Origin of the sequence: Aquiflexum sp. (assembly GCF_041749095.1) — a bacterium.
GTDB lineage: Bacteria > Bacteroidota > Bacteroidia > Cytophagales > Cyclobacteriaceae > Aquiflexum.
This window is the reverse complement of record NZ_JBGTCA010000584.1, coordinates 1-19,848: the sequence shown is the minus strand read 5'-3', so window position 1 is coordinate 19,848 and position 19,848 is coordinate 1. Positions and strand designations below refer to the sequence as shown.

Below are 19,848 nucleotides of genomic sequence, written 5' to 3'. Positions count from 1 at the left end.
CGCTAGGCTGCTTACTCGACAATTGCTTCTTTTTCCACTACAACAACTTTTTCCAGCGCTTGTGTAATATCCCAAAAACAGTATTAAAATCAGGAATTTATTCTATCTACCAATAAGCCAACATGCTCTTTTTTCAAAAGAAAGATATTACCAACTTTTTTCAGACTTGCAAAATCAACATTTAACTCAATTTCGATGATCTCTGAATAATCATGTCTGAACATTTTTCGCTTTTTGTAATATTGTCCTCTTGGGGTATCTATAAACAATGAGACAAAATAGATTTTGCCTTTGTTTGTCACTTTCAGATCAAGTCCTTTGAAATAATCCATATGCATTGAATATTCAACATCATCAAAAACCCGGGCCTCTTCAATAAGATATAAAAAATGAAGGTCCCTGATCAAAGAAGGATATGTTCTTTTCATTCTATTTATCAAAAAATCTGCTTTTAACTCAGTCCCTTCATAAGTTATCTTACCATCTACAGCTCCTCCTAACCAGGAAATATAAGTTTCACAAAATTCTTTCTCAGATGGAACAGTTAAGTTTTTAAAAAATAAAAAATAAAAGACCTGTATAAATGGGGGTACTTTTGATTTTTCTGTTTCCTCTGATTTATCAAGATTTTGTCCTGTGTACGGATGACTTCTAATTTGATTTTCTAAATCGATGACAGAAATATTTGCATCTCTTGTAACTGAGATTTGATTATTCTTGATTTTTACATCTAATATCTTTCTTAAAAACATTAAATCAATTTTATAACCTTTTTAGCTGTAGCCCTAATCGCAGGCACGGCCACAGAATTCCCAAATTGTTTATAAGCAGAGGCATCTGCCACAGGTATTAAAAACTTATCCGGAAAACCTTGTAACCTGGCCCATTCCCTAGGTGTCATTTTTCTGATACCAAGTCTGTTTACCTCACCTTTGATATGAGTAACCGGTGTGAAATCCTCCAACCGGTCATCATAAACCAGATTCCTTTCTCTCCCCATTCCGCCACAGACTACAGCATTGGCAATTCCGTCATCTGAAATAACCTCATATCCAAAGCCATTGCCTTTGGATAAATGTCTGTTTTTATGGTTTTCCAAAGTATTGAGATATTGTGTGGACAGGTAATATTTAACAGAAACCGGATTTACTTCCTTAACATCTTCAAAAGCAACAACCTCGGCTGTCGGATCGGGGTATTCAAAATGATCAATTCCCAAATCTGCTCTAAATCCAACTATAAAAATCCGCTCTCTATTCTGCGGAACTCCAAAATCCCTGGCATTGATAATTTGTGGATCCGGAACATAATATCCCAAATCCTCCCTTAGGACATTTAATATTGTTGCTAAAGTTCTTCCTTTATCATGATTTCTCAGGCCCTTTACATTTTCCAGAAAAAATGCTTTTGGCTTTTTCCTTTTGATGATTTCGGCAACATCAAAAAATAATGTCCCCCGGGTATCCTCAAATCCACCTCTTCTTCCTGCAATTGAAAATGCCTGACATGGGAATCCTGCGCATAAAACATCAAAGCCATCAGGAATATAACTCTTTGTTTCTTCCTTGGTAATATCCCCAAACGGAACCTCTCCAAAATTGGTAAAATAGGTCTTTTTAGCTTGTTCATCCCATTCACTGGTAAAGACGCATTTTCCTCCAAGACTTTGGAATGCCAGCCTAAACCCACCGATTCCGGCAAATAAATCTATAAACCTGAAAGTGGGATTCTCATTTTCAGGAAAAGGTATTTGGTCTTTATATTCAAATTGTGAATATCGAATTGCCACTTCGGCAAATTCCCGGCTTACTTCATGCCCTTTCCTTTCCTGAAGTAATTTTTGATAATAGTCAACTGCTTTATTTTTAAAAACCACGTCTTCACTTTGACCACGCAAACTTAGATAATGTGTAAAAGCTGCACTACCATTATCAATTTCATCGGCAATCCCGGTTTTAACTTTTTTCCCTAAAATTTCTTCTTTTGAAACAGTCTCCTTAAAAGTTGTTATTACATCCATCATTTTCTCCACTTTTTTTCCGATTCTATTAATCTACGCAATCTATTAAATATAAGAAGAACTTTTAATGGCCTCAATATATTTTGGGTCAAACCAAATGTTCTAACTTTTGAATACATGTTCTAAATGATATTCCAAATATTGATAATGATATTTATGTGTTACAATTTTGATGTTTGGAAGAATATTTAGAGCCTCTGGATTATCCAATTCTTTGGAAACACAAATATTCCCGTTAGGGTTAAATCCAATAAAGCCAAGATCAAAAAGTTTATCATAGGTAGGTAGAATTAATAAACCATTATACTTATCAATTCTTTCATAATTGTCAGATTTACTCCAAGGTTTGATATGGGAAGCAACAAGAAGTCTGAAGTCAGTATAGCCAGATATGGAACAACTGCCCCATAATTTGACCAAATTCTCTCTGAATTGACCTTGCCCTCTACGGCTTAAAATGATGCTTTGCTTTTCAGTTGAAGTGAGTTTTGGATCAGATATAACTCTTTCGATTTCAGGCGCAACAACTTTTCCTGGAATTCCACTGAAAGAATCAAGAAATTCAATGTAAAGATCCAAAGACCGACTATACATATTTTTTCCCCTCCTATTCTTTTCATAAAATTCGTTGTAACTAAAATAAATCTCTTTAAACTTCAATACTTCTGTAGCTTCTGTCTTTGAATAAAGGCTAGAGTCAATATGATCTTTTGAGGCCAGTTGGTTGGTAATGGTTGAATTGTACTTGAATATTTTTCTGGCCTGGAAATGGATTCCTTATTTTCTTCAAGCCATTTTTCGAATTCCAGTCTCATGGTCTATTTTCTGTGAATAAAAAAAAATATTGAAATGATTTTAATTGTTGATATAAAAATAGCAGAATTCATTATATAAATGAGCATTCCATTTTCTTTGATTTTTTGTGTAAAATTTTCATCCCACATTCTTGGGACAGTCCCATACCCAATTCCATTCCCCAATCTAAATTCTACCCTCTAAACTCTTAAATCTCCCCCACCCAAACCATCACTACCTTCCCCTTAGTCCGCATGCATTCAATATACCCAATGGCTTTGGGAATCTCCTGATAAGGATAGGTTTTAAAAATATGGGGCTGGATTTTTCCTTCTTGGATTAGAGTCGCCAAGATATTCAAATCTTTGGTATTAGCTTCAGCGGTGAATAGTGTTAAAGGGAATTTGCTGAAAGGCCTTCTTAGTAAAACCGAAATCATATGACCCATGGTAGTGAAGCCCACCATCACTCCCCGTTTTCCAAGCCGCTTGTAATCATTGAAAGTTAGATTGCCGTGGGTATCGATGACCAGGTCATATTTTCCCTTATGTTCGTGTATGTTTTCCATGTCGTATGCCAATACCTTGTCGGCACCCAGGGATTTTACAAAATCAATGTTACGGTTAGAGCAAACAGCGGTCACCTCAGCACCTAAGGCTTTAGCGATCTGCACGGCAAAATGACCTACGCCACCGGAGGAACCATTGATCAAAACCGATTCTCCTTTTTGGAGTTTCCCATGGGTGACGATGGCTTGCCAGGCAGTAAGTCCCGCTATGGGAACCGCCGCCATCACATCAAAGCCGGTTTCTGCAGGCATATGCCCACAGACCGCTGCTGATGCCAAGACAAATTCCGTAAAGGCACCGCTTTGCAGCGCCTCCCCAAACACCCTTTCACCGACTTTAAAACCACTGACATTTTTCCCTACCGCCTCGACAATACCTGCAAAATCTGCCCCAAGGATTTTATCCTTTGGGTTGAAAAGCCCGAACGTAAAGCGAGCAAAAAATGGTTTCCCACGGAGAATATGCCAGTCTGCCGGATTAGCGGAATTGGCATAGACCTTTACCAATAAATGGCCCTCTTTCAGAGTTGGCTTTTTTACCTCTTCCAATCGAAGTACCTCCGGTCCGCCGTATTTTGTTTTAGTAAATGCTTTCATAATTGTGTTTGTTGGGAGGATAATCTATATATCAGACTTACGAAAAGCTCCATTCAGAATGACGGGCCGTTCCTTTCATCCCTTCATCCCTCATCCTTCATCCTTTACCCCCGTCTCCCCACCAAAGTAAAAGGCATCATCACCAAATTTCTGATAAAGGAAAAGCTAAGATCAACGGCAAAGCCCAAAAGGCGGAAAGGCAGTAAAATCAGCCAGATAAATGGATAGAGAATTATGGCCAACAAGGCCAATGGCCAGCATAATACCAGCAGGATACACCAAATTAGGAAGCTCATCATTGTCGTTTGGTTTTTGTGAATAGTGTAGGACAAGACGCATTCCAGAAATATAAAGAATTGGCATTGAATGATTTATAAACCAATCAAATCTACACTGTCCCAAAAATGAACAGTTTAAAAAATGATATCGGACATAAGGAAGTGGGACGGAAGACAGAAGACGGAAGATGCTTAGTTTGATACTTTAGCCGGCTTTTAGATAAGTTATGCTTCTTTAAAGGGAATAATGTAGAAAGCTCGAAAATTAAATTATTACCCAATCATTTATTGAACAAACAACAAACCAATACCTGCTTCTTTCAACAGGTTGTTGTAGGCAGGGATGGCATTGTTCAGGATTCTTTCTCCTTCTGATTTTAAGATTTGCCATTGTTCGGTCAGTTCTTTATGGCGTTCACGGGAACCTTGGTTTACTATTGGAATTTCACTTTCGGTCTGATTGATCAGGAAAAGGTAATTGGCAGTAAACTTATTGGGAAAATTTTCCACATCATCATAGGCAAGGGACTTTCGCTGTACCATTTCCTCATCCCAGGCCTGCATGTCTTTAAGCAGTTTCTGACCGGACTCTGCAAGTGATTTCCGCCCCTCTTCTCCTTTGATTCTTTCCAGGAAACCTTTCAGTTGCTGCTGATAATCCATGGCTTTGTTGACCATGTTGTGCATCACAGTAAGTTCTTTTTCCATACCCAAAATAAAGTTATGGTACTCCACATAATTCTGATGATCAGTCTCGAACAGTGGATTATCGATCACTTTGGTTTTGACCTGGGAGTCACCCAAATCAGATTTAAGGTGGACAGTATATTCTCCGGGAATTACTTTATGCCCTCTAAAACCCGCCTCAATGTAAGCTGTAGGGATGCCGGGCATCGTTGGAAAGCGCATGTCCCAGACAAAACGGTTGATTCCTTTTTTTAATGACAATACAGGGTCAGGTGAAGGTCCACCGGCATAAACCTGAAACTTTGGATCGGCTTTGCCGGAAATCGTACGCACCAATTCCCCATTACTGTCCCGGATTTCCAAACTGATCGATGTTGAATCTGTGATGTTTTCCGGTAGGTGATAATACAGCACCACGCCATTGGCAGGATTGACGCCTGTTAAGAGATCTGTGCCGGTAGCAGCATTGCCGTTCATGGATGAATACCAATGTCCAATAACCGCATCATCAGGCGTGTACAATAAAGGTTTGTCGACAGATGCATTCATTTCCCTGACTACATTCAGGTCATCCAAAATCCAATAAGAACGGCCAGCTGTTGCCACCACCAAGTCCCCATGTGCAAGTTTGAGGTCGGTAATCGGTGTCACAGGAAGGTTAAGCTGAAAAGATTTCCAACTGCTTCCGCCATTTCTGGAAATAAAGATTCCGGTTTCAGTACCTGCATAAAGCAGACCTTTGACCTTGTCATCTTCTCTGACCACTCTGGTAAAGGCTCCGTAAGGAATACCTTTGCTAATATTGGTCCAGGTCTTTCCATAATCGGTGGTCCTGTAAAGGGCCGGTGTATAATCATTGAACTTGTATCTTGTAGTAGCGATATAGGCAGTAGCAGGATCATGGGGAGAAACTTCAATGGCATTTACCAAGGTTTCAGCCATTCCTTTGGGAGTGACATTGGTCCAGGTCTTTCCGCCATCACGGGTCAGATGGACCAAGCCATCATCACTGCCCGTCCAGAGGACTCCCTTCTCATGCGGGGATTCGATGATATAGGCAATAGTGCCGTAATTTTCCGCTCCTACTGCTTCATTGGTGTATGGACCTCCACCTTTCCCCTGTTTTTCCTTTTCATTTCTGGTCAGGTCAGGAGAAATCACTTCCCAAGAGTTACCCATATCTTGAGTTTTCAGCACGTATTGGGCGGTATGGTAGAAGGTGTTGGGTTCATGCTTGGACCAAATGATCGGGGCACTCCAGTTGAACCGGTATTTCATATCTGAAGCATCCCTGCCCAGGTATTGGATAGGAGCAATCATGATATTGGTAGAGGCATTCGATTTCATATCCAATACTTCTATCGTTCCCAAATAACTCCCGCCCAAGACATACCTGGGATTATCGGGATCAAATGCCAAAAAGGCTGACTCACCTCCTGCGGAATAATTCCAATGCTCTTGGGTGATACTTCCCCGTCCCAGAGCAAGACTATTGATGACCAAAGAAGTATTGTCCTGCTGTCCGCCATAGATCCGGTAGGGGAATTGGTTGTCTGTGTTGATGCGGTACATTTGGGCGGTGGGCATATTGTCCTGCCTTGCCCATGTTTTCGCATAGTCAAATGAAATCGCTGCTCCGCCATCGTCAGCCATGACCATATTTTTTGGGTTTTTGGGGTTGATCCATAGGTCATGATAATCTCCATGGGCATAAGGCAGTACTTCCCAGTTTTTGCCCCCATCAATGGATCTTAGGGCAGGAGCACTCAGCACATATAGGGTATGTTCGGCCTGTGGATCCGGAAAAACTTCAATGTAGTACCAGGCTCGCTGTACCAGTCTATTATCGCTGCTTACTTTTGACCATGAGTCACCCCCATTCTCGGAAACGAACAGTCCTCCCTGTCTTCTATCTGAATCGCTTTCAATCAGTGCATATACTTTCTTTGAATTTGCTCTTGATACGGCTATGGCCATTTTCCCCATTTCCTTGGGCAAGCCTGATTCCAGTTTGTTCCATGTTTTTCCGGCATCCACAGATTTGTACAGCCCACTTCCGGGTCCACCACTGATGACCTTCCATGGCAGTCTTTGATGTTCCCACATGGCCGCGTACAGCACATCGGGAAAATTCATGTCCATAGAAAGTTCCGCTGCCCCAGACTTATCATCTACAAATAAAATCTTATCCCAAGTCTCACCTCCATCGATGGATTTGTAAATACCCCTGTCCGGATTAGGGGCATGCAAAGCACCCTGAGCAGCAACATAGACGATATCCGGGTTTTCGGGATGAATGATGATACGGGAAATATGCTGGGTTTTTTCCAAGCCCAATTTTTTCCAAGTGGCACCTGCATCAGTGGATTTGTACACCCCATCACCGTAGGAAGTCATGACACCCCTTGGGGCATGCTCTCCCATTCCCACAAAAATTATCCTGGGATGGCTTTCCGATACGGCAATGGCACCCACCGAACCTGTGGTAAAATAGCCATCCGAAATGTTATGCCAATGCTGTCCTGCATCAATGGTTTTCCAAACACCTCCACCGGTAGTTCCCATATAATAAGTCAATGGATCCCCCACTACACCTGAAGCCGAAACTGATCGTCCTCCGCGGAATGGGCCAATGTTACGGTATTTGAGGGGAATGTTGCTTTGTTGAAGATCTTGGGCAGATAGTGATACTGCTCCTATATAAAGGAAAAAGAAGAAAATTTTTCTCATAAATTGATATGGATTAAAGAGGCTTTGAAGATAGAAAAAATATTATGGGTTTTGATTTCGCTTGTGTAAAAGGAGGATTTTTAAAGGATGAAGGGTGCGTCATTGCGAGGAGCACTTGGGAAACTTTGATATTTTGAACAGTCCTTGGTGCGACGTGGCAATCTCTTTAGATGAAAGATGAGGGGGTGTAACAAAAGAAAAACAATAAAAAGTGTCAAGTAAATTCAGGACGTGACACTTGTTTCTTGGTTCTCACATCTCACGTCTCATGTCTAAAATCTAAAATCCAAATCCTACCTAACAAGCCCTCACCTCCCCATCTTCCTCAATATGCTTGATTCCTTTGACCTTGAGATCTTGCAGACTATCTTCATTACCTGACGTCTCTCCGGTAATCACACCTGAAAAAGATAAGACATTATTTATTACACAGCCCTTTTCGCGTAGCTTATCGGCGATTTCCTGAATGTTCTTGATTTCATTATCCTCCACCGAGGCGATAAATTGTATAGGTATGTTTGCCATCTTTTTAAATTAAATTTACTGCGGACTTTGCACCAAACCGGCACCCACATCACTTGTAGGCAGGTTCAATGTACGTGCAGTGGTAGTCAGTTCTTGCCAGATTTGTCTGGGTGTGGCCGTTGGATTCTTTTCCCATAATTGGGCGGCAACACCGGAAACAAAGGGAGTGGCCATACTGGTACCATTGAGCGAGGCATAATTCTGCGGAAATTTGTATGAACTCATGACTGCCACGCCCGGTCCGGCAATATTCACCTCACCTCCATCTGGATTGATACCTTCACAAGAGAAATCCGCCACTTTCAAAAATCTGTCCACCGCAGCCACAGCCATGATGGAAGGGCAATTTGCCGGATGCCCCACCGGCTTGGTACTTCCACTTGACCTTCTACTTTCATTACCTGCAGCAGCTATGATCAATGTCCCATTATCAAGGGCATTCCTGGCAATGTCTTCATAAATTCTGGAATGTGACTGTCCCGGACGGGTAGGGGCACCCAATGACATGGAAATAATTTTGCAGCCATTGGTCATAGCCCAATCCATTCCGGCCAATATACCGCTATCGGAACCTGAACCCGCATTGGAAAGAACCTTACCTATAAAGATTTTTGACTCATGGGAAACACCATATCGCACCCCGTTGGAACCACGGATACCTCCGGAGGCATTACCTGTACAATGTGTCCCATGGCCGTTGAGATCATTGATATCCTCACCTGAAATAAAGGATTTGCTCGTAATATCCCTTGATTGAAAATCAGAGTGTGCCAATATAAACCCTGTATCCAATATGGCAATTGGTATGTTTTTGCCGGTATAGGGGCTGGTCAATGCCCTGACAGCATGGACACCCCAGTAGGCTTGGGCATTGTCCGAGAAAGAATTTGGCAGCGAGGGATCGGGGTTTGGAATAGGATCTCCGGGTATTGGCGTCACCGGAGGCCTTGGTCCGATACCCAATAACCGGCACAACCACTGCCAAAATCCGCCGCCGCCGGAAGCATTGGCCGTGGTCAGCGCATATAGGTAGCGCTCCGGTTCATCATACAAAAACATACTCTTGGTCCTTGCCGAACTGGTCAGCACATTGATTTCCTCTTGATGGTTATCATTGATCACAGCTACACCGAATCTCTCAAAAACAATCCCATCAGCCTGATCAAAGGCATCAACATAATCTTCCTCATGGGTTTTGTAATCTTCAGATGTGGCAAGCCTGAGAGAAGCTCCTTCCGCCTCTTCTTCGATATCTTTAAACTTTGCACTGCTGTCAAGCATGACCAAGCGTCTGCCTGTAAATTCCGGTTTTGGATCCTGTTCTTCTGATTGATTTGTCATGGTTTTAGAGAATAAAAGTGAATGAAAATAAAAACATACCTAAGTTACAAAAAATATATTATAATGTTGATTGTCAAGAGAATAAAAGGGAGGTTTTGTCTTTTTTAATTTATTGAGAGTTTTTAAAATCAGACTGATATTAATTGATGTTTTTGGATAATGGGATATTTGGCAATTGACTTTTGTAACTTAATCCCGACAATAAATTATCTGCTATTATTTCGGTCTTGGCGCAAAGCCAATTTGAGAATCTTCATATATTAAAAGAAAATTTGAAGTGCTCCTCCTGCCAAAGGCTGACGCAATGACGAATATCCTATTTCCCGTCTCCCCAAACATCGGTCATCGGTCACCCGACATCTGACATTAGCCCTCAAACAACCCCTGATACATCTCCTCAAGCCTACTCACAGGAATTACCTTAATTTTGTACTTGTTCAGGTCTAGACCTTTAATGGCATATTTGGAAACCATGATCCTTTTGAATCCCAGCTTCTCAGCTTCAGCAATCCGGTTTTCTATTCGGTGAACCGCACGTATTTCTCCACCTAATCCCACTTCCCCCGCAAAACAAAGGTCTGTGGGTACAGGACTGTCCTCATAAGAGGACACCAAGGATGCACATACAGCAAGATCCAACGCAGGGTCATCTACTTTCAGGCCACCGGCCACGTTGAGGAAAACATCCTGTTGGCCAAGCCTCATACCACCTCTTTTCTCCAATACTGCCAAAAGCATATTGAGCCTTTTGGCATCGTGTCCGGTACTGCTGCGCTGTGGCGTGCCATAGGTAGCCGGACTGACAAGTGACTGTATTTCTATCAACAAGGGCCTGTTCCCCTCCATCATGGCACCAATGGCCACACCGTTAAGAACCTCTTCTCTTTGGGTCAAAAGTATTTCTGATGGATTGGCAACTTGTCGTAAACCTTCAACCCGCATTTCATAAATGCCCAATTCATTGGTGGAACCAAACCGGTTTTTGGATGTCCGAAGGATCCTGTAAGATAGATGTCTGTCTCCCTCAAACTGTAATACCGTATCCACCATATGTTCCAAAACCTTTGGACCTGCAATAGCGCCATCTTTGGTAATATGTCCAATCAAAAAAACCGGAGTCCCTATCTCTTTGGAAAATTTCATCAACTCAGCTGTACATTCCCTTACCTGGGAGACTGAACCAGCCGCTGATTCCACATATTGACTGTGCAAAGTCTGAATGGAATCGATGACCAATAGATCAGGTTCGAGAATTTCTATCTGTTGAAAAATCTGTTGGGTATTGGTTTCTGACAGCACGTAGCAGTTATCGGAATGATAAGCCATCCTCTCTGCCCGCATTTTGATCTGGGCTTCACTTTCCTCACCGGAAACATACAGCACCTTAAGCTGAGGTAAAGACAAAGCAATCTGCAGCATCAGGGTTGACTTGCCGATTCCCGGTTCGCCCCCTATCAAAATCAAAGACCCTGGAACAATTCCACCACCCAACACCCTGTCCAATTCTGCATCATGGGTCACAATTCTAGGCTGTTCCTCAAAATTGATATCAGTTAGGCGTCTTGGAGTAGCGGCCCTTTTGGATTTAGATTCACCTGTGAATTGCTTCCAACTGCCTTTCCCTGTTTCCTCTTTTTGGATAATCTCCTCCACATAAGTATTCCACTCCCCACACGAAGGACATTTGCCGATCCATTTGGGACTCTGCGCCCCGCAATTTTGACAGAAAAAGGTGGTTTTTGTTTTGGACATTTTTTTTGAGACGTGAGATTTGAGATGTGAGACGTGAGATAGCTAGACCTTTGAGGTTTTTTTTAACCTCGAAGGTCTTTGCCTTTCAGATAAAAGAACCAAGTAGCGAAACCAAGGAATGGAACTTGCCTGCAACAAAAGGACGGGGTATATGACAGCAAGAGATTCTTCATTTCGCTAAAAGCATGCCCTATAATTTAAACTTACCAGAAGCTTCATTCAGAATGACGTGCAAACCCAACATCGGTCACCCTTCCTTCTACTTTGTCCCTATACTTCGTACTTGGTACAACTTGTCCGCCGAGGTGGATAGTACTTGGTACTTAAAACCTTCATCCTTCATCCCTCATCCTTCATCCCTTAATCAGTGCGCTTGAAGCCAATCACTCCCTATCCCTACTTCAACCTCAAGAGGTACTTCGATGGTGACGGCGTTGGACATGAGCTTGGGGATTTCTTTTTGGAGCAGTTCAACCTCATCTTTGTGGGCATCAAAAACCAGTTCATCGTGAACCTGAAGAATCATTTTTGATTTAAGGTTTTCTTTTTTCATCCATTCATGGACATGGATCATGGCTACTTTGATCATATCGGCAGCAGAACCCTGTATGGGAGCATTGATGGCATTACGCTCAGCAAAGCCACGCATGGTCTGATTGCGGCTATTGATATCGCGGAGGTAGCGGCGGCGTCCGAGGATGGTTTCCACATATTCGTTTTTCCTGGCCTTTTCGATGGCATTGTCCATATATTCCTTGACTGCAGGGAATTCTTTGAAATAAGCATCAATGATTTCCTTGGCTTCTGTCCTTGAAATACTGAGACGCTGTGCAAGTCCGAAGGCTGAGATGCCATAGATGATACCAAAGTTGGCGGTCTTGGCTTTTCTTCTCATATCTGAGCTGACTTCCTCCAGAGGAACCTGGAAAATCTTTGCGGCGGTAGTAGCATGGATATCCCTGCCATTTTTGAATGCTTCGATCATAGATTGATCCTGCGAAAATGCCGCCATGATGCGCAATTCTATCTGAGAGTAATCCGCAGCCAGCAATACGTGGTTTTCATCCCTGGGAACAAATGCTTTTCGGATTTCCCTTCCTCTTGCAGTCCTGATAGGGATATTCTGTAAGTTAGGATTGATGGATGAAAGCCTGCCTGTGGCTGCCACAAATTGATTGTAGGTGGTATGTACCCTGCCTGTTTTGGGATTGATCATGGTGGGTAGGGCATCCACATAGGTGGATTTTAGTTTTACCATCTGACGGAAATCCAGGATTGCCCCTGCGATTTCATGTTCTCCTGCCATCCGGCTCAATACTTCTTCTCCCGTGGCAAACTGACCTGTTTTGGTCTTCTTTGCTTTTGGATCAAGTTGGAGTTTGACAAACAATATTTCTCCCAATTGCTTTGGCGATGAAAGGTTGAATTCCTCACCGGCTAGTTCATAGACTCTTTTTTCAATCTCTTTGCTTTCCTCCTCAAGGATAACCGACATCTCTGCAAGGCTTTCGGTATCTATCCTCACTCCCTCAAATTCCATATCTGTCAATACCCGGATCAATGGATTTTCTACTTCATGAAGCAGCTTTTCCAGACCATTGCTTTTGATGATGGGGTCAAATTCCTGCTTGAGTTTTAATGTGATGTCAGCATCTTCGGCAGCATAGGCAACCACCTCATCCACTTCCACATCCCGCATATTCCCTTGGTTTTTGCCTTTTTTACCGATCAGGGTCTCGATGGACACAGGCCTGTAATTTAGGTATTGCTGAGCCAACCAATCCATGGAGTGTTTTCCTTCAGGTTCAATCAGGTAATGTGCCAACATGGTGTCATAGAGTTTACCCTTGACATCCATGCCATAGTTTTTCAAAACCAACAGGTCATATTTTACATTTTGGCCGATTTTGGTGATATTTTCATTTTCAAAGATGCCTCTAAATAATTCCAATTTCACTTTGGCGTCTTCCTGTTCGGTTGGAAAAGGAATATAAAAAGCTTCCCCAGGTACATAGGAAAAAGACAATCCGACCAATTCAGCTTCATTGGGATTCAGGGCGGTGGTTTCGGTATCAAAACAGAATTCATCCTGCAACTCCAAATAACCTATCAATTCATTAATGGCTTTTTCTCCATCTACTTTGTGGTAATCATGGGCAGAAGTCAGGATGCTGTCATGTACCTGAATGGCCGGCAAAGGGCTTTCCTCCTCCACTTCCACTTCTTCCACTTTGGATTCTTCTGCACCGGTAAACAGTCCCAACTGCTCGCTCACTTTGATCTGTGGCTTTTTGATTTTTTCCCCAAATACTCTTTGTGTCAAAGTACGGAATTCCAATTCCGCAAAAAGAGCTTTCAACTTTTCCTCATTGGGACTTTCATAGCGCAGATCCACTTCATCAAAATCAACAGGAACTTCTATATTGATGGTGGCCAATTCCTTGGAAAGCAATCCCTGTTGTGCAAAGTTCTCTACATTTTCCTTTTGCTTTCCCTTCAATTGGTCTGTGTTATTGAGCAGTTCTTCAATGGTACCATATTCTTTCAAAAGTTTGACGGCTGTCTTTTGACCTATACCGGGGATTCCTGGTATATTATCCACAGCATCGCCCATCAGTCCAAGGATATCCCTAACCTGATCGACGTGTTCGATGTCCCATTTGTCACAGACTTCTTTGGGACCCATAATATCCACAGCATTGCCCATAAAGGCAGGCTTATATAGATAGATATGATCTTCCACCAATTGCCCATAATCCTTGTCAGGGGTCATCATATAAACCTCGAAACTGGTTCTTTCTGCTTTTTTGGCAATGGTCCCAATGATATCATCCGCTTCAAACCCATCCAATTCCAAAAGTGGAATATTAAAAGCCTTGACAATTTGCTTCACCCAAGGAATGCCCACTTCGATATCTTCGGGCTGTTCTTGGCGGTTTGCCTTATAGGCTTCAAACTGCACATGTCGGAAAGTGGGAGCTTTGGTATCAAAGGCCACTGCAATATGCGTAGGCTTTTCCTTTTCCAATACTTCCAAGAGTGTATTGGTAAAACCGAGCATGATTCCGGTATTGAGACCCTTGGAATTAATGCGGGGATTTTTGCTGAAGGCAAAATGGGCCCTATAGATCAGGGCCATTGCATCAAGTAGAAAAAGTTTCTTATCTCCTTTTGGGTACATGGTATAGGTTAGGTTTATTGAATTAAATAGATTTTGAAAATTTGGGCATTCTTCCTTATGGACGAAATTACAAATAATAATTCTACCCATGGAGCGAAAATCTGACAAATACTGATAAAATTCACTACATTGACGAACCTTTAATTGGCTTTTGCCTGATTATTGGTAATTTAGTCATCCGTAAAGGTTTTTCGAAACCCATTCACTACAATCATTATTCATCTTAACTTAATATTACCCTATGAAAAAAATTGCATTATTTCTGTCCGTTATGTTTTTGTTTACAGCGACAGCACCTGTCGCCATGGCAAAAGAGTCTAAAAATGACAAAAAAGAGCTGACTGTAGAACAAGAAGCCCGAGTAGCCGAAATTCAAATCAGAGTAGCCGAAATCAAAGCCATGGATCTTTCAGACCTCAGTAATGAGGAACGCAAAGAAGTTAAAGATGAGCTCAGAGAGATGAAAAAAGAAGCCAAAAATCTTGGAAGTGGCGTATATATTTCTGTAGGGGCGATCATCATCATTTTAGTTCTCCTAATCCTATTACTTGATTGAAAAATCAAGATCAAACTAATAAACCGGCATAAATTCACTTAAGGCTAGCATCCTCAAAAAGAAAAACCCTGTAAAATATTTTACAGGGTTTTCTTTTTAGTTGATTAAAGGCTTCAATGGATTTTACCATTCATCGCATCCACCAACTCTCTTTTAAGTTTCCTCTCCCTTTCAAGGGTGTTTTTACGGTGCTGTTCAAATTCTTCAATGGTATCAGCCAGGTCTTTTTTTGCTCTGGATATTACCCTATGGCTTTGGCTATACCTGAACAAAAAGAAAAGAAAAGCCGCTGCCAAGATCCCAACTATGGTCCACATCATAGTGACATAAGCTGATTTGTGGATGGCCATTCCCAAAAACTCAAAATTGTCCCTTGCTGCTTCGGCTGTTTCCAACTGTTTATTGGTTTCTGATACCTGCTTTTCCAGTTCGCCGATTTTGGATTGTCTGGTGCCCAATTCCTGATTGACTGTCACCAATTGGTTTTTGAAGACATTAAGGGAATCCAGAACATTTGTCCTTATTTTCTCCAGATGGGTCTTTTTGACAACTTTGTATTCCTGGTAGTTATTGGATATCCTGTTGAGATAATCAAATTGACTCGTGATAGTTCCTTCATTGAGTGAGCCTGTCTCTGTAACTTCCTGTGCTGACACTTGAAAACCCAGGAATAATACAAGTAACAGTGATGTAAGATTTTTTTTCATTGCAAACGGTAGTTTTAAACCTAAGAGTATTGAATTTATACCTATACGGTACATTTGATGCGAGTGCAATAAATATGCCTGTATAAAATGAGATTAACAAAAATCAGTATTAAAAAAATATACTTTTTTCTGGAATTGGCTGAAAAAGATAGGGTTAGGAGGTATATTAACATTATAAATTGTATTTTTTAAATAAGGTAAAATCCAAATATCAGATCCAATTTTACATGATTTACCTGCCCCAAATCCATGACCCTTGATAAATTAATATTTATGGATATCCACCATGAAATTGCCTTTTTAGAATTAATTTTAGCATATCTTTTTGATAATCAGTAGTTTTTGTATATTTAATTGAATTTTTAAATCAATATTTTTATGGGATTCAAAAATTTCAAAATCTGGGGAATCTTCATGGTGGCCATCATCATCGTGGCTTTTATGCTTTTTCAGCAGTCAAATACCAACAAAAGGGAACTCGACCAACAGGCGATCCGGAACATGGAATTGGTGAAGGGTAATTTTCAAGTAGCGTTTCAGTCTTATACTAGCCAGAAACTTCAAGAAAAAAGGAAGCAGTACCTTTTAAATGAATGTTATAAAAAAGTAAATGGAAAGTGGGAAAAGAAGGATAACTGTAAATACACAAAATTTAATCAATTTGACAGCCTAAATGTCAGAAACATTTCTTTCTGGCAAAACAATTTAGATAATTCTTCAAGTTTCATCTTGCATTTTCCCGAACAAAGCAAAGATACAATAAACCTAGAGAAGTTATTCTCAAAAATCAATAATCAGAAATTTTTTGAACAAGTATATTTAATTGATACACTCAATTCTATTTTATTCCCTAGTTCAGAAATAGGAAAAACAATCCCACTTTTTAATAGGGAAAGTACAGGGGTTTACCATTTACCCATCAATAAAGAAGAAATAGTTCACAATGATGAAAATCACCTAATCTATTATACACCAGTAGTGATAGATAAGTACAAATTCTATCTGGTAGGAGTTATTAAAACCAGCTCCTTTGAATCTGCAGGAATGAGGGTGGATTTTACCAACCTCACCATATTAGTCTTTTTGCTTGGACTGATGCTATTTTCACTTCCCATTTTGTCTTTTTTGGGTCTAACAAAAGGCGATAAACTTACCCGGTTTGGTGTTTTTAGTGTGGGACTTTCCCTGGTAGGCTTAATGGTGATCCTAGGTTTTGGATTTTCATTTTTCAAAAACCACCATCCGCTCACTGATAAAGACCATGAGAATGCTATAAAGGAAATAAGAACGGGACTTCAATCCAACCTATCGGATAAAATAAGTCTATTGGATAATTGGGAAATAAATGCGACAGCATCGACCCCCGGCCAAAATATCAAGAAAGCCAATGATCTGATTAGAATTAACAAATTAGGCGGTATTGATTATATTTATCAAGATGGGAAACAAGATACCCTAAATCAAATCTATAGGTCTCTGAAACACCGAAGGTATTATTCCTATTTTTTAAAGCCTTCAGAAAACGGAACCAATTTTGAATTCAATAAAAAAATAAAATCTAATATCCTATATATCGGATCTCACTATTCCTTGGCAAACTCAGAACTGGAATCCGTTCTTAGCAAATATAGTTATTGTCCAAATCAAGTGGAGGCAATTACTTTTTCTTGGAATACTAAGCTTTCAGCCTACGATAGTTTAAGGGAATTCCTACTATTCAAAAACAACGGACTTATCATCCATAAGAGTGCTGGGATTAAAGTTGCCGCTGATAATTTATCCGAACTGCTTTCTTCGAAAAAATGGCAAGAAGTGAGGGGAATTATGAATAACAATAAATCATCAAACAAAGAGCAACAATGGGAAATACCCTTATATCTTGATGGCCATGCATTTAACGGCTACTTGTTAAAGATCCGCATAGAAAATCAGGAATTTGACCAGGATTTATGGATGATATACTTTAAAGATGAACATATGGAACATGTTTATTCTTCTTTGGTGACATTCGAGACCGTCATCCTACTTCTAATCTATATTTTAATTCTTGGGGGGATCTCCTTGGTAAATAAATTGAACAAACCCCAATCAAAACATAAAGTCCTGACAAAATTTGCATACAACAATATATATCCTAATAAATCAAAAGCTAGGAATATAAAGTTTCTGATCTGGGTATTGGTTGTTTATGTATTTATTATACTCTATTATTATCACCTACCGTCAATACATTTCTTTGGGATGTTTATAATCCTGGTTATCAGCACCTTTCATTTCAAGTTGGTCATGTTTATCATACTTGGCCATAAATGGGAAAAACAAAACGGGAATTTAACAGCACAGGATAAAAAACGCAACCATGAGATCATGTGGTTTACCACGATTATGGGAGTAAGCTTGGTTTTTTGTTTCTTTATCTTATTCTTTTTTATCCATTACATTCATGCCCTCATTTTATTGACATTAGTGGTTGGATCAACCGTTTTTTGTTTCAAACATAGACTAAGCCTTAATGATGAAGAACAAGTAAAGGAAACCCTCAAACAGCAAATGTCTGAAGTGAAAAGTTTTGAAAAATTAAGACTACAGTCTTTTCATTTGTTGTACACTTGCTTTTTTATGATGTGGATTTTTATGGTAGGTTTTATACCTGGATATGTCATTTATTCTAAGGTACACCATTATGAATCCAAAAATTGGGAGCCAAAAAAGACTAAGAATCACTACAACCACCCACCCCACGGTTTCTGGACGGGCTATGATGAAATTAGAAGACAGTTATTTGGTAACCTAACCAATCAAACCAATATAGATCAGATTAGTGAATTCATATTTCTTGACAGCAAATTACTTCAGCCAAAAATTTATTTGGAATTGAAAAACAAAGATACTTTGATGCAACCAATCAAGAATCTCTTTGAAAAGTTTTTTTGGTCCATCCTCGTGACTTTAGTACTATTGGCCATCCTTGGTTTTTTTATTTGGCTAATTTATATATTGACCAAAAAAATATATTTATTGGACTTTAACGGGCATTTGTTAAGAGTTCAACCTCCTCCTGAAATCATTCCACAGAAAGTATTTCTTTGCGCTGTTGATTCTGATTATTATCCAGAATGGGTATCAAAACTTTTGGAGGAAGCAAAAACAGAATTTACAGATTGTACATCAAACCCTTTATTAAAGTGGGATGATTCTAGTTTGCCCGATCTAAAAAATAAAAATGTCTGGTTCATCAAGAATGTCCATTGCCTTCCTGATCTGGCCTTATTGTTGGGAAAGTTGCCTCATTTTATCAATGCAGTTAAAGGTAAAGCTACTCTGATCATCGGCTCTGGAGTATCCTGGAAGGAATTGCTGTTTGAATTGAAAGAACCAAAACAAAAAATCATTTTTTCACAGTTATTCAGTTCATTTCACATTGAGTATGTTCCTATCGAATTGGATTCCAAATTGAAAGATATATCACCCAACGATGAAAAAGCAAGCATCCTCATCCGGTCAAGAAAAGCTTATTTTTACAATATATGGGCAGAATTGAGCTTTGAGGAAAAGAAAATCTGTTATTACTTCAGTCAGGAAGGATTTTTCAATTTCACACATAAACCTGTTATTACCGAATTGATGCAAAAAGGGATTTTGGTGCGAAATGAATCCATGGAGGAATTGCCAAAATTGTTTGATAAGCATTTTAGGCTATTTATCTTGAACAATGTCACAGAAGAGGAAATCCAGGCCTTCAAAAGGGATGAAGAAAAGCATGGAAATGCCAGTTCCATACAAATAGCTGTATTCAGTTTTATTCTGCTCTCAGTTGCTTTGATCAGCTACTTTGACAAGAATTTTCTTGATCAGGCTTCAACTTTTGTCGCCGGAATTACCGGTGCACTGGGAGGAATTTATTCTTTGTTCAAAAATTCCTTACCTTCAGCAGGAAAGAACAAACCGTAAAAGTCAATAAAACCGGTGGTCAAAAGCTTCAATCCTGGTGATTCAGCTACAATTCATATGGTGGACTGAAATGCCAAATCACTAAATGAAAATTATGCTGCAAATAGCCGATATTTTCTTCACTGTTTTTCATACACTTTTGATTCTTTTCAACCTTTTT

At 40.2% G+C, this 19,848-nt stretch carries 13 protein-coding genes; 2 read left to right on the top strand and 11 right to left on the bottom strand.

Translation table 11 applies throughout. The features are described 5' to 3' along the window. Window positions 1–89: 89 nt before the first annotated feature. The 10 genes from ACEW8O_RS25960 to polA form a co-directional block, all read right to left on the bottom strand. Window positions 90–752, bottom strand: coding sequence for a hypothetical protein (locus ACEW8O_RS25960; protein ID WP_373497539.1), 663 nt, complete (start codon window positions 750–752; stop codon window positions 90–92). Next, the gene (locus tag ACEW8O_RS25955) at window positions 752–2,023 is read right to left on the bottom strand and encodes a DNA cytosine methyltransferase (RefSeq protein ID WP_373497538.1); all 1,272 of its coding nucleotides are present in this window, start codon (window positions 2,021–2,023) and stop codon (window positions 752–754) included. The genes ACEW8O_RS25960 and ACEW8O_RS25955 overlap by 1 nt, the downstream gene beginning before the upstream one ends. 99 nt (window positions 2,024–2,122) lie before the next feature. Further along, window positions 2,123–2,614 carry an HNH endonuclease gene (locus tag ACEW8O_RS25950; protein WP_373497537.1) on the bottom strand — a complete coding sequence of 164 codons (492 nt, stop codon included), beginning with the start codon at window positions 2,612–2,614 and terminating at the stop codon, window positions 2,123–2,125. Between the two features lie 409 nt (window positions 2,615–3,023). Beyond that, complete coding sequence (locus ACEW8O_RS25945) at window positions 3,024–3,980, bottom strand: NAD(P)-dependent alcohol dehydrogenase (protein ID WP_373497536.1); 957 nt, start codon at window positions 3,978–3,980, stop codon at window positions 3,024–3,026. Between the two features lie 104 nt (window positions 3,981–4,084). Beyond that, a complete protein-coding gene (locus tag ACEW8O_RS25940; RefSeq protein ID WP_373497535.1) occupies window positions 4,085–4,279 on the bottom strand; it encodes a hypothetical protein in 195 nt (64 codons plus the stop codon). Window positions 4,280–4,543: 264 nt separating this feature from the next. Beyond that, window positions 4,544–7,675: a glycosyl hydrolase gene (locus ACEW8O_RS25935; RefSeq protein WP_373497534.1), complete on the bottom strand. Its 3,132-nt coding sequence runs from the start codon at window positions 7,673–7,675 to the stop codon at window positions 4,544–4,546. Window positions 7,676–7,972: 297 nt separating this feature from the next. Continuing rightward, window positions 7,973–8,200, bottom strand: a complete 228-nt coding sequence (locus tag ACEW8O_RS25930; protein ID WP_373497533.1) for a hypothetical protein — start codon at window positions 8,198–8,200, stop codon at window positions 7,973–7,975. A 15-nt stretch (window positions 8,201–8,215) separates the two neighbouring features. Beyond that, a complete protein-coding gene (locus tag ACEW8O_RS25925; protein ID WP_373497532.1) occupies window positions 8,216–9,541 on the bottom strand; it encodes a S8 family serine peptidase in 1,326 nt (441 codons plus the stop codon). A 366-nt stretch (window positions 9,542–9,907) separates the two neighbouring features. Beyond that, window positions 9,908–11,293: a DNA repair protein RadA gene (gene radA / locus ACEW8O_RS25920; RefSeq protein ID WP_373497531.1), complete on the bottom strand. Its 1,386-nt coding sequence runs from the start codon at window positions 11,291–11,293 to the stop codon at window positions 9,908–9,910. Between the two features lie 364 nt (window positions 11,294–11,657). Then, the gene (gene polA, locus ACEW8O_RS25915; protein ID WP_373497530.1) at window positions 11,658–14,474 is read right to left on the bottom strand and encodes a DNA polymerase I; all 2,817 of its coding nucleotides are present in this window, start codon (window positions 14,472–14,474) and stop codon (window positions 11,658–11,660) included. Between the two features lie 241 nt (window positions 14,475–14,715). On the opposite strand from polA, the gene ACEW8O_RS25910 reads away from it, so the two are divergent. Continuing rightward, a complete protein-coding gene (locus ACEW8O_RS25910) occupies window positions 14,716–15,030 on the top strand; it encodes a hypothetical protein (protein ID WP_373497529.1) in 315 nt (104 codons plus the stop codon). 113 nt (window positions 15,031–15,143) lie between these two features. Here the strand turns inward: ACEW8O_RS25910 and ACEW8O_RS25905 are convergent, their stop codons facing one another. Next, entirely contained in the window at window positions 15,144–15,737 is a 594-nt protein-coding gene (locus ACEW8O_RS25905) for a hypothetical protein (protein ID WP_373497528.1), read from the bottom strand. Between the two features lie 378 nt (window positions 15,738–16,115). Between ACEW8O_RS25905 and ACEW8O_RS25900 the strand changes: the two genes are divergently transcribed. Beyond that, window positions 16,116–19,688 (top strand): hypothetical protein, encoded by a 3,573-nt coding sequence (locus ACEW8O_RS25900; protein WP_373497527.1) that lies wholly within the window; start codon window positions 16,116–16,118, stop codon window positions 19,686–19,688. Window positions 19,689–19,848 lie beyond the last annotated feature (160 nt).